The organism is Teichococcus aestuarii, from assembly GCF_042651065.1.
In the GTDB taxonomy this organism is placed as follows: domain Bacteria; phylum Pseudomonadota; class Alphaproteobacteria; order Acetobacterales; family Acetobacteraceae; genus Pseudoroseomonas; species Pseudoroseomonas aestuarii.
This window is the reverse complement of sequence record NZ_JBHSCH010000054.1, coordinates 20,079-31,148: the sequence shown is the minus strand read 5'-3', so window position 1 is coordinate 31,148 and position 11,070 is coordinate 20,079. Positions and strand designations below refer to the sequence as shown.

Annotated in this window: 10 protein-coding genes; 6 read left to right on the top strand and 4 right to left on the bottom strand. The window is 72.3% G+C overall.

The genetic code is table 11. From position 1 onward, the window contains the following. The 6 genes from ACFOY6_RS18100 to holA form a co-directional block, all read left to right on the top strand. Positions 1 to 405, top strand: a 405-nt coding sequence (locus tag ACFOY6_RS18100) for a thiamine phosphate synthase (RefSeq protein ID WP_379651848.1), incomplete at its 5' end; no start/stop codon positions are given. A 116-nt stretch (positions 406 to 521) separates the two neighbouring features. Continuing rightward, the gene (locus ACFOY6_RS18095) at positions 522 to 1,823 is read left to right on the top strand and encodes a porin (RefSeq protein ID WP_109515820.1); all 1,302 of its coding nucleotides are present in this window, start codon (positions 522 to 524) and stop codon (positions 1,821 to 1,823) included. Positions 1,824 to 1,983: 160 nt separating this feature from the next. Next, entirely contained in the window at positions 1,984 to 2,478 is a 495-nt protein-coding gene (locus tag ACFOY6_RS18090; RefSeq protein ID WP_367604200.1) for a DUF3576 domain-containing protein, read from the top strand. Between the two features lie 159 nt (positions 2,479 to 2,637). Continuing rightward, entirely contained in the window at positions 2,638 to 5,220 is a 2,583-nt protein-coding gene (gene leuS, locus ACFOY6_RS18085; RefSeq protein ID WP_379651847.1) for a leucine--tRNA ligase, read from the top strand. After that, a complete protein-coding gene (gene lptE / locus ACFOY6_RS18080) occupies positions 5,186 to 5,764 on the top strand; it encodes an LPS assembly lipoprotein LptE (RefSeq protein ID WP_181378001.1) in 579 nt (192 codons plus the stop codon). Before leuS ends, lptE begins: the two co-directional genes overlap by 35 nt. Positions 5,765 to 5,858: 94 nt before the next feature. Continuing rightward, positions 5,859 to 6,896 carry a DNA polymerase III subunit delta gene (holA, locus tag ACFOY6_RS18075; RefSeq protein WP_379651846.1) on the top strand — a complete coding sequence of 346 codons (1,038 nt, stop codon included), beginning with the start codon at positions 5,859 to 5,861 and terminating at the stop codon, positions 6,894 to 6,896. 5 nt (positions 6,897 to 6,901) lie between these two features. Here the strand turns inward: holA and ACFOY6_RS18070 are convergent, their stop codons facing one another. The 4 genes from ACFOY6_RS18070 to mnmG are packed head-to-tail and all read right to left on the bottom strand — an operon-like array spanning position 6,902 to position 11,046. Further along, positions 6,902 to 7,765 carry a ParB/RepB/Spo0J family partition protein gene (locus ACFOY6_RS18070; protein WP_379651845.1) on the bottom strand — a complete coding sequence of 288 codons (864 nt, stop codon included), beginning with the start codon at positions 7,763 to 7,765 and terminating at the stop codon, positions 6,902 to 6,904. After that, a complete protein-coding gene (locus tag ACFOY6_RS18065) occupies positions 7,762 to 8,568 on the bottom strand; it encodes a ParA family protein (RefSeq protein ID WP_109515814.1) in 807 nt (268 codons plus the stop codon). Before ACFOY6_RS18065 ends, ACFOY6_RS18070 begins: the two co-directional genes overlap by 4 nt. Next, positions 8,555 to 9,178 (bottom strand): 16S rRNA (guanine(527)-N(7))-methyltransferase RsmG, encoded by a 624-nt coding sequence (gene rsmG, locus ACFOY6_RS18060; RefSeq protein ID WP_379631795.1) that lies wholly within the window; start codon positions 9,176 to 9,178, stop codon positions 8,555 to 8,557. Before rsmG ends, ACFOY6_RS18065 begins: the two co-directional genes overlap by 14 nt. After that, positions 9,175 to 11,046, bottom strand: coding sequence for a tRNA uridine-5-carboxymethylaminomethyl(34) synthesis enzyme MnmG (gene mnmG / locus ACFOY6_RS18055; RefSeq protein ID WP_379651844.1), 1,872 nt, complete (start codon positions 11,044 to 11,046; stop codon positions 9,175 to 9,177). Before mnmG ends, rsmG begins: the two co-directional genes overlap by 4 nt. Between the last annotated feature and the right edge of the window lie 24 nt (positions 11,047 to 11,070).

Genomic DNA, 11,070 nt, shown 5'->3' with positions numbered 1-11,070 from the left:
GGCCTGCACCTGCCGGACCGCGCCCCACCGCCGGGCATGGCCGCCTTCCGGCTGGCGCGGCGGGCCAGCGCGACCTGGCCGCTGCTCTCGGCCGCCGAACATGGCACGCCGGGCCTGGCGCGGGCACGGCGGCAGGGGGCCGACCTCCTGTTCCTCTCGCCGCTCTTCGCCACGCCCAGCCATCCGGGCGCGCCCTGCCTCGGGGTCTGGCGCTGGGCCGCGCTGGCGCGGCGGGCCGGGCGGCCGGCCATGGCGCTGGGTGGCATCACGGCCACAACCGCCCCCCGCACCCCGCCCGGAGCCTGTGGATTGGCCGCCATCACGGCCCTGTTGCATCCGGGACACAGTGTTTCAAGGAAGTCGCGGAGGCTGCAAGCGGAGCATTGCCGGCCCGGATCGGGCTGAACCATAGTCCGCCCCGAGGCCTGACAGTCCGCCCTGCCTATGGCGGACTCCTGTCGAGGGGGACAGGGGGCCGCGGGACCAGCCGGGCACCGCCTGGCGCGTGAGGAGGATTTGGGATGCGCAAGATTCTGCTGGGCACGACCGCCGTGGTTGGCGCCGTCGTCATGGCCTCGACCGGCGCGATGGCGCAGGGTGCCGACCCGTTCCGGGCTGCCGGCCCGGCGATGACCTCGCATCGTGACCTGGAAGTCCGCCTGGGCGGCTTCTTCCGGTTCTACTACTCGAACACCGATCAGGATTACCTGAACAACGGCACCGGCACCGGCGCCGGCCGGACGGGCTTCAACCAGGGCAAGTCCGACTTCCAGGAAGAGACCGAGATCCACATCGTCGCCAACGGCAAGGCCGCCAACGGCCTGCGTTACGGTGTGGCCGTCGAGATCCAGAACGACAGCGTCCGCCAGGCGACCTCCGGCACCAACAGCAAGACCTCGCTCGACCTCGACGAGGTGTGGGGCTACGTGGCCGGCAGCTTCGGCCAGCTGCGCATGGGTGACGAAGACAACGTCTGGGGCCTGATGAGCGTCGGCCAGATCGCGAACTTCGCGACCGGCGGCCTGGACGGCGACTTCTACGACAGCCTGTCCGGCAACTCCCCGGCGCTGAGCCAGCCTTCCGACGCCGGCGACAACACCAAGATCATCTACATGTCGCCGCAGTTCGCCGGCTTCGACTTCGGCGCCAGCTTCGCCTTCAACACCGGCGAGGGCCCGCTGTCCGGCTGCACCACCGGCAACGCCTCGTGTGACCGCCTGGCCTCCATCGAGACCTTCGGCTCCTCCACGGCGCGCCGCCGCAACGAGGTCGTGGCCGCCCTGCGCTATCGCGGCAGCTTCGCTGGCGTGGGCCTCGGCGCCTCGGCCGCCTACATCGGCGCCGACGCGGTGAAGAACACCAACGGCTTCGGCGTCGACCGCATCAATGTGGGCGCCCTCGGCCTGCAGCTGTCGGCCTATGGCTTCCTGGTCGGCGGTCAGTACCTGTTCGGTGACGCCGGCCTCGGCTTCGCCACGCCGCGCCTGAAGCTGGTCAACGACGACCGCCGCTACGAGGCCTTCAACGTCGGCGCCTCCTACACGCTGGGCCAGATCACGGTCGGCGCCCAGTACGGCGAGACCCGCTCGGCTGGCGCGCAGAGCGTGAACACGGCGGGCCTCGCCAACACCGGCGGCCGTACCGACAAGGGCCTGAGCGTCGGCGGCACCTACCGCATCTCGCCCGGCATCGAGTACATCGCCGAGTACACGACCTACAAGATTGAGGAAGCCGGCGTGAACTTCGCCACCGGCGGCCGCGGCACCGCGAACAACTCGGTCGACGGCCAGGTCTTCCTGACCGGCTTCCGCTTCGCCTTCTGATCCCCCTCGGGGATTGGAGAAGGGAGGGCGGCAGGGCAACCTGCCGCCCTTCTTTTTTTACCGCTTGCCTAGCGCAGGCCCTCAGACGTAAGTGACCGCCATGCTGAAGCACCGTGCCCGAGCCGCACTGAACCTTCGCCCCCTGGCCGCAGCGCCCCTGATGCTCCTGGCATTGGCGGCTTGCAGCAGCGGTCGCGTCGTCGAGAACGACGAATACAACAACGACTCGCGCCGCGCCCGCGTGCAGGGCCGGCTGAGCGGCGAGCAGGACGGCCTGCTCATCATGGGCACGGACCGCTCCGGCCGCGGTGGCGGCGCCAGCGAATCCGGCGCGCTGGGCGTGAACGCCTATCTGTGGCGCGCCACGCTCGACACCCTCTCCTTCCTGCCCCTCTCCTCGGCGGACCCGTTCGGCGGCGTCATCATCACCGACTGGTACTCGCCGCCGGCCACGCCCGGCGAGCGCTTCCGCGCCACCGCCTATATCCTCGGCCGCCAGCTCCGCTCGGACGGGGTGCGCATCTCGGTGTTCCGGCAGGAGCAGCGCAACGGCACCTGGGTCGATGCCCCCGTGGCCCCCAGCACCAACACCGACATGGAGAACCAGGTCCTGGCCCGCGCCCGCGAGCTGCGCAGCCAGACCGCGGCGCGCTGAACGCGCCGCGCACAGCCTGAGCGACCCGATGGCGCGCCCCCCGGCGCGCCATTGTCATGTCCGGCCCCGGCGATCCGCACGGCTTCCGGCCCGGCCGCTCTTCCCATGGCGGCGCCAAGACCGTATCCCTTCCCCCCGGAATATCGATCGCCTGGTCCCATGAACGACGCAGCCACGCCCGCCCGCTACGACTTCGCCAGTGCCGAGCCGCGCTGGCAACAGGCCTGGGATGCCCAGGACTGCTTCAAGGTGCCGGATGTGCCCGATGGCAGCCGGCCGAAATACTACGTGCTGGAGATGTTTCCCTACCCCTCCGGCAAGATCCACATGGGGCATGTGCGGAACTACACGCTGGGCGATGTGGTGGCGCGCTACAAGCGGGCGCGCGGGCACCAGGTGCTGCACCCGATGGGCTGGGACGCCTTCGGCCTGCCGGCCGAGAACGCGGCGCGCGAGCGCGGCGTGCACCCCGCCGCCTGGACCTACCAGAACATCGCCACCATGCGCGCCGAGCTGAAGCGCATGGGCCTCTCGCTGGAATGGGACCGCGAGTTCGCCACCTGTGACCCCAGCTACTACGGCCAGCAGCAGAAGCTGTTCCTGGACTTCCTCCAGGCCGGGCTGGTGGAGCGCAAGGAAAGCTGGGTCAACTGGGACCCGGTGGACCACACCGTGCTGGCCAATGAGCAGGTGATCGACGGCCGCGGCTGGCGCTCGGGCGCGCCGGTGGAGAAGAAGAAGCTCTCCCAGTGGTTCTTCTCCATCACCAAATATGCGCCAGAGCTGCTCGCCGCGCTGGAGACGCTGGACCGCTGGCCCGAGCGCGTGAAGCTGATGCAGGCCAACTGGATCGGCCGCAGCGAGGGCGCGCGCGTGCGCTTCCCGCTCGCCACCCCGGTGGCCGGGCATGAGAGCGTCGAGGTGTTCACCACCCGGCCGGACACGCTGTTCGGCATGAGCTTCCTGGCCGTCGCCGCCGAGCACCCGCTGGCCGCCGCCGCCGCCGAGGCCAACCCCGAGATCGCCGCCTTTATCGCCGAGGTGCGGGCGCTGGGCACCTCGGAGGCCGCCATCGAGCAGGCGGAGAAGCGCGGCATCGACACCGGGCTGCGCGTCGCGCACCCTTTCATCGAGGGCGCCACCTTCCCGGTGTGGATCGCCAATTTCGTGCTGATGGAATACGGCACGGGCGCCATCTTCGGCTGCCCCTCCGGGGACCAGCGCGACCTCGATTTCGCCCGCAAGTATGGCCTGCCGGTGCCGCCGGTCATCCTGCCGCCCGGCGAGGACCCTGCCAGCTTCGCCATCGGCAGGACCGCCTACACGGATGAAGGCACGCTCTACAATTCCGGCTTCCTGGACGGGCTCGGCACCGCCGAGGGCAAGCGCGCCGCGATCGACGCGCTGGAGGCCAAGGGCGCCGGCACCGGCGTGGTGAACTGGCGCCTGCGCGATTGGGGCGTCTCCCGCCAGCGCTACTGGGGCTGCCCGATCCCGGTGATCCATTGCGAGGCCTGCGGCACCGTGCCGGTGCCGGCGGACCAGCTGCCGGTGACGCTGCCGGAGGATGTGGATTTCTCGAAGCCCGGCAACCCGCTGGACCACCACCCGGCGTGGAAGCACGTCGCCTGCCCGCAATGCGGCGCGGCGGCGCGGCGCGAGACCGACACCTTCGACACCTTCGTCGATTCGTCCTGGTATTTCGCCCGCTTCACGGCGCCGAAGGCCGCCACGCCGCTGGTGGCCGAGGCCGCCAATGGCTGGCTGCCGGTGGACCAGTATATCGGCGGCATCGAGCACGCCATCCTGCACCTGCTCTACTCGCGCTTCTTCACCCGCGCGCTGCAGGGCATGGGGCAGCTCGGCACGCCCGAGCCCTTCGCCGGGCTGTTCACCCAGGGCATGGTGCAGCACGCCTCCTACAAGGCGCAGGATGGCCGCTGGCTGGCGCCGGACGAGGTGGACGTGGCGGCCGATGGCAGCGCCACGGACAAGGCCACGGGCCTCGCCGTCACCGTCTCGCGCAACGACAAGATGTCGAAGTCGAAGCGCAACACGATCGACCCCGGCGCCATCATCGACCATTACGGCGCGGACACGGCGCGCTGGTTCATCCTCTCCGACAACCCGCCGGACCGGGACATGGAGTGGACCGAATCCGGCGTCTCGGGCGCCTCGCGCTTCACCCAGCGGCTGTGGCGGCTGGTGAACAACGCGGCGGACGGGCTGCCGCCGCCGGGCGCCGTGCCCGCCGAGGGCGCCGCCCGCGCGCTGCGCCGTGCCACCCACCGCACCATCCAGGCGGTGACGGAGGCGCTGGAGAGCTTCTCCTTCAACGTCGCCGTCGCGCGCATCCATGAGTTCGCCAACGCCATCGAGCAGGGCGCGGCGGAGGATGGCGCGGCCCGGCGCGAGGCGCTGGAGGCCGTGGCGCGGCTGGTCAGCCCGATGATGCCGCATCTGGCCGAGGAGCTGTGGTCCATGCTCCGCCCCGGCGCTGGGCTGGTGGCCAACCTGCCCTGGCTGGAGGCCGAGGAGGCGCTGACCCGCGCCGACAGCCTGACGCTGGCGGTGCAGGTGCTGGGCAAGCTGCGCGCCACCATCGAGGTGCCCGTCGGCACCGACGAGGCCACCGTCTTCGCCCTGGCGGAGGCGGAGGAGAATGTCCAACGCGCCATTGCGGGGCGCCCCATCAGGAAGCGCATCCATGTCCCGGGCCGCATCGTCAACTTCGTCGTCTGACACCAGGGCCACGAAGCCTTCCAGGCGGGCGCTGGCGGCGTTCTGCGCCGCCGGGGCGCTCTCCCTGGCGGGCTGCGGCTTCAGCCCCGTCTATGGGCCGCAGGGGCAGGCGGCGGCGTCCGACCCGGCGGTGCGGCAGGTCCTCGCCTCCACCCAGGTGGCGCTGATCCCGGAGCGCAGCGGCCAGATGCTGCGCCGCGCCCTGCAGGAGCGCCTGGGCGGCGCCGGGCAGGCCGCGCCCACGCAGGAGCTGCGCGTCGGGCTGCAGTTCGGCGCCGAGCCGGAAGGCTTCCGGCGCGACGGCACGCCCACCCGGCTGCGCTACAACGCCACGGCGAGCTGGCTGCTGGTCTCGCAGGGGCCGCCGCCGGCCACGCTGGCGCAGGGAACGGAGCGGGCCTTCGACTCCTTCAACATCCCCGACAACCAGTTCTTCGCCGCCGATGCCTCGCGCGACGCCACGATCCGGCGGCTGGTGGAACAGCTCGCGGACGACATCGTGCTGCGGCTCTCCGTCCAGCTGCGGGCGGGGCGCGCCGGCTGAGGCGGCACGGCCGGGGAAAGGATCTTTCCCGGTCCATCTTCCTGTTTCCATCCGTTTTCGCGCGGTGCCCGGGGCACGCGCGGCTGGGGAGCCGATGGCCAAGCTCGATCCGCGTCGCGTCGCAGCCTTCCTCGCCGATCCGGGCGCCACGCGCGCGGTCCTGCTGCACGGGGACGATGCGGGGCTGATCCAGGAGCGCGCCGAGGCGCTGGTGGCCCGCGTGGTGGGCGGCAACGACCCGTTCCGGCTGGCGGAGCTGGCGCGCGAGGCCGCGGCGCGGCCCGGGGCGCTGGCGGGCGAGATGGCAGCGCTGGCGATGACCGGCGGGCGCCGCCTGGTGCGGGTGCGCGACGCCACGGATGCGCTGGCCGGCGCGGTGAAGGAGGCGCTGGCGGGCCCCGGCGAGGCGCTGCTGGTGCTGGAGGCCGGCGAGCTGACCGCCCGCGCCAAGCTGCGCGCCCTGCTGGAGCCGATGGGCAGCGCCGCCGTCATTCCCTGCTACCGCGAGCGTGGCGCGGAGCTGGCCGGCAGCATCGCGCGGCTGTTGCAGGAGCAGGGCGTCTCGGCCGAGCCGGCGGCGCTGGACTGGCTGGCCTCCCGCCTGGGCGAGGACCGCATGCTGCTGCGGCGCGAGGTGGAGAAGCTGGCCCTCTATGCCGGCCAGGGCGGCCGCCTCTCGGAGGAGGATGTGCTGGCCTGCGCCGGCGAAGGCTCCACCCTGGATCTGGACGAGGCGCTGGTGGCCGCGACGGCGGGCGAGATCCCGGTGGCGGACCGCGCGCTGGAGGCCGCCTTCTCCGAGGGCGCCAGCCCGATCATGGTGCTGCGGGCGGCGCTGCGGCATGTGCAGCGGCTGCACCTGGCCTCGCTGGCCATGGCCGGCGGGCAGCAGGCCAATGCCGCGATGGAGGGGCTGCGCCCGCCCGTCTTCTTCCGCCTGAAGCCCGCCTTCGAGCGTGCCCTGCGTCTCTGGTCGCCGGCACAACTGGAAGCCGCCGGCACCGCCCTGCTGGAGGCGGAGAAGCGCGGCAAGTCCGGCTCCGCCGCCCGCCCGATCCCGGACCGTGTGGTGGCGCAGCAGGCCATCCTGACCCTGGCCCGGCAGGCCCTGGCGCTGCGCCGCCGCGGCTGAGGCCGCTACTGCGGCGAGAGCAGCCGCACGATCCCGTCCAGCTGGTCGAGATCGCGATAGGCGATGGTCACCTTGCCGCCCTTCTTGCCGTGCTGGATGGCGATCTTGAGGCCCAGCCGGGTCATCAGGTCGCGCTCCAGCGCCTTGGTGTCGGCGTCGGCGGAGATGGGGCCGGGGCCCGGCTTCAGCTTCTCGGCGGACGCGGCGAGTGCCTCCGTCTGCCGCACGTTCAGGCCGCGGGTGACGACCAGCTCGGCCAGCTTCACCGGGTCCGGCGCCGTCAGCAGGGCGCGGGCATGGCCGGCGGAGAGGCTGCCACGGGCCAGCATCTCCCGCACCTTGGGCGGCAGGGCCAGCAGGCGCAGCGTGTTGGCCACATGGCTGCGGCTCTTGCCGACGGCCTGGCCCAGCGCGTCCTGCGTCAGGCCGAACTCGTCGGAGAGGCGCTGATAGCCCTGCGCCTCCTCCAGCGCGTTCAGGTCCTGGCGTTGCAGGTTCTCCACCAGCGCGGCGGCCAGCGCCATGCGGTCGTCCAGCTCATGGACGAAGACCGGCACCTCGTGCCGCTGCGCCAGCTGGGCGGCGCGCCAGCGGCGCTCGCCGCCGATGATCTGGTACTGCCCCGGCTGCCCCGGCTTCGGCCGCACCAGGATGGGCTGCAGCACGCCATGCTCACGGATCGAGGCCGCCAGCTCGGCGAGGCCGGACTGGTCGATCGGCCCGCGCGGCTGGAAGGGGCCGGGCTCCATCGCCTCCACCGGCAGGGTGCGCGGAATGCTGGCGCCCGGCGAGGCGGGGGTGGCGGCGTTCTGATCGCCCAGCAGGGCGGAGAGCCCCATGCCCAGCCGGGGCGGCTTGCGTCCACTCATGCGGCCTTGTTCCCCCTCGCCCGTTCGCGCCGCAGCAGCTCCGCGGCCAGCTGGATGTAAGCCTGCGCCCCGGTGGAGCGCGGGTCGTAGAGCAGCACCGGCAGCCCGTGCGAGGGCGCCTCGCTGACCCGGATGTTGCGCGGGATGACGGTCTCGAACACGCGCTCGCGGAAGAAGGCGCGGACATCGGCCGCCACCAGCTCGGAGAGATTGTTGCGGCGGTCGAACATCGTCAGCACGATGCCATCCAGCGACAGGGCCGGGTTCAGCACGCGCTTCACCCGGTCGATGGTGCGGGTGATCTGCGAGACGCCCTCCAGCGCGAAGAACTCCGTCTGCAGCGGGATCATCACGGATTCCACCGCCACCAGCGCGTTCAGCGTCAGCAGGCCGAGCGAGGGCGGGCAGTCGATCAGGATGAAGTCGAAGTCGCGCAGCGTGTCGGCGCCGGCCTCCAGCGCCAGGCGCAGGCGGTGCTCGCGCTGGTCCATGCCCACCAGCTCGATCTCGGCACCCGCGAGGTCGTTGTCGGCGGGCAGCAGGAAGAGATCGGGCACCTTGGTGGGGCGCATCAGCTCGGCCAGCGGCTTCTGGCCGACGAGCAGGGCATAGCTGCCCTGGCCGCGCTCGCCCCGCTGCATGCCGAGGCCGGTGGAGGCGTTGCCCTGCGGGTCCAGGTCGATGACCAGCACGCGCTTCTTGGTGGCGAGCGCAGTGGCGAGGTTGATGGCGGTGGTGGTCTTGCCCACCCCGCCCTTCTGGTTGGCGAGTGCGATGCGGCGGAGGGTTTTATTCGCCGGCACGGTGGATTCCAGACATGCGAAGGATGGTGGCGTTCGGGTCGGTGCTGCTCTTGAACCGCTGCAGGGCCATTGTCCAGCCCGCCCCGGTGGCGGCCTCGATTTCCGCCTCGGCCCCCTGCCCTTTCGGGAACACGGCGACGCCATCGGGCGCCAGCAGGGCCTGGGCCCAGGGCAGCATCTTCTCCAGCGGCGCCAGGGCGCGGGCGGTCAGCACGGCGAGGGGCGGCAAGCGCACCGCCTCGATGCGGGCGGCATGGACCGTGACATGCGCCAGCCCCAGCTCGGCCGCGGCGGCCTGGAGGAAGGCGGCCTTGCGGCGGTCGGACTCCACCAGATGCACCGGGCGGCGCACGGCCATGGCCAGGACCAGCCCGGGGAAGCCACCGCCGGAGCCGAGATCGGCCATCGGCCCTTCGCCCTGCGGCAGCAGCGGCAGGAGTTGGAGAGAATCCTGGATGTGCCGCTGGCGCAGCACGCCCGGGTCCTGGCTGGCCACCAGGTTGATGCGGGCATTCCAGCGCAGCAGCAGCGCCAGGAAGCGCTCCAGCCGCGCTTCTGTTTCACGTGAAACGGCCGGAGGGGGCAGAGTGTCGTGCAGGTCCTGTTTCACGTGAAACGCTCCGTCTGGCGGCGCAGATGCACGGCAAGCGCCGCGAGCGCCGCAGGGGTGATGCCGGCCACGCGCCCAGCGCCGCCCAGCGTGGCGGGCTGCGCCACGCTCAGCCGCTGGCGCATCTCATTGGAGAGGCCGGGAATGGCGGAGAAATCCATGCCGCGCGGAATGGCGGTGCGCTCCTCCTTCTCCAGCAGCCGCAGCTCGGCCGCCTGGCGCTGAAGATAGGGGGCGTAGAGCGCCTCTGCCTCCACCTGGGCCCGCACGCCCGGCGGCAGGTCCCGCAGCCAGGGGAAGGCCGCATCCACCGCCTCGGCCGCGACCTCCGGCAGGGCCAGCACCTCCAGCAGGCTGCGCCAGCGGCCATCCTGGTTGATGGCGATGCCGGCCGCCTTCAGCGCCGCCGGGCTGCCGCCCTCCGCCCGCGCCCGCGCCAGGGCCTCGGCCACCGCCGCCTCGAAGGCGCGGAAGCGGGCGGCGCGCTCCGGCCCCACCACGCCCCAGCCGATGCCCTTGGCGGTCAGGCGCAGCCCGGCATTGTCGGCCCGCAGCGCCAGCCGGTGCTCGGAGCGCGCCGTCAGCATCCGGTAGGGCTCGCTGACGCCCTGCAGCACGAGATCGTCCACCATCACGCCGAGATAGGCCTCGGTACGGGCCAGCACCCGCTCCTCCGCCATGCCGCCCGCCAGCGCCGCCGCGTTGAGGCCGGCCAACAGCCCCTGCGCCGCCGCCTCCTCATAGCCGGTGGTGCCGTTGATCTGCCCCGCCAGGAACAGCCCCGGCACGTCGCGCAGTTCCAGCGTCGGGCGCAAAGCGCGCGGGTCCACATGGTCGTATTCGATGGCATAGCCCGGGCGCAGCACCACCGCCTTCTCCAGCCCGGGGATGGTGGCCAGGAAGGCGCGCTGCACATCCTCGGGCAGGCTGGTGGAGATGCCGTTCGGGTAGATGGTCGGGTCGTCCAGCCCCTCCGGCTCCAGGAAGATCTGGTGCCGCTCCCGCTCGGCGAAGCGCACCACCTTGTCCTCGATCGAGGGGCAGTAGCGCGGCCCCACCCCCTGGATCTGCCCGGAATGGATCGGCGCCCGGTGCAGGTTGGCGCGGATCAGCGCATGGCCCGCCGGCGTGGTGGCGGTGATGCCGCATTCCACCTGCGGGTTGCCGATGCGCTCCGTCATCCAGGAAAGCGGCTCCGGCTCGGCATCGCCCGGCTGCATCTCGAGGCCCGCCCAATCGATGCTGCGGCCGTCCAGCCGCGGCGGCGTGCCGGTCTTCAGCCGGCGCATCGGCAGGCCCAGCGCCTCCAGCGCCACCGCCAGCCCGACCGAGGGCGCATCCCCCACCCGCCCGGCCGGGATGCGCGTCTCGCCGATGTGGATCTCCCCGCGCAGGAAGGTGCCGGCGGTGATGACCAGCGCGCCGCAGGCGATGCGCGCGCCATCGGCGGTCAGCACCGCCACGACGCGCCCGGCGGCATCGCGCTCCATCCCTTCCGCCGCCACGGCGCGGATGGTCAGGCCCGGCTGCGCCGCCAGCAGCGCCTGGATGGCCCGGCGGTAGAGCGCCCGGTCCGCCTGGGCGCGCGGCCCGCGCACCGCCGGCCCCTTGCTGCGGTTGAGCAGCTTGAAGTGGATGCCGGCGGCATCGGCGGCACGGCCGATCAGCCCGTCCAGCGCATCCACCTCGCGCACCAGGTGTCCCTTCCCCACCCCGCCGATGGCGGGGTTGCAGGACATCTCGCCCAGGGTCTCAAGCTTGTGGGTCAGCAGCAGCGTGCGGGCGCCGCAGCGGGCGGCGGCCGCGGCGGCCTCGGTGCCGGCATGGCCGCCGCCCACCACCACCACATCGAAGGAATTCTCGCGCATGGCGGCACCCTATAGCAGGAAGTG

Coding starts and splice junctions, on each gene's coding strand:
- ACFOY6_RS18095 (WP_109515820.1), top strand. CDS start 522: ATGCGCAAGATTCTGCTGGGCACGACCGCCGTGGTTGGCGCCGTCGTC.
- ACFOY6_RS18090 (WP_367604200.1), top strand. CDS start 1,984: ATGCTCCTGGCATTGGCGGCTTGCAGCAGCGGTCGCGTCGTCGAGAAC.
- leuS (WP_379651847.1), top strand. CDS start 2,638: ATGAACGACGCAGCCACGCCCGCCCGCTACGACTTCGCCAGTGCCGAG.
- lptE (WP_181378001.1), top strand. CDS start 5,186: ATGTCCCGGGCCGCATCGTCAACTTCGTCGTCTGACACCAGGGCCACG.
- holA (WP_379651846.1), top strand. CDS start 5,859: ATGGCCAAGCTCGATCCGCGTCGCGTCGCAGCCTTCCTCGCCGATCCG.
- ACFOY6_RS18070 (WP_379651845.1), bottom strand. CDS start 7,765: ATGAGTGGACGCAAGCCGCCCCGGCTGGGCATGGGGCTCTCCGCCCTG.
- mnmG (WP_379651844.1), bottom strand. CDS start 11,046: ATGCGCGAGAATTCCTTCGATGTGGTGGTGGTGGGCGGCGGCCATGCC.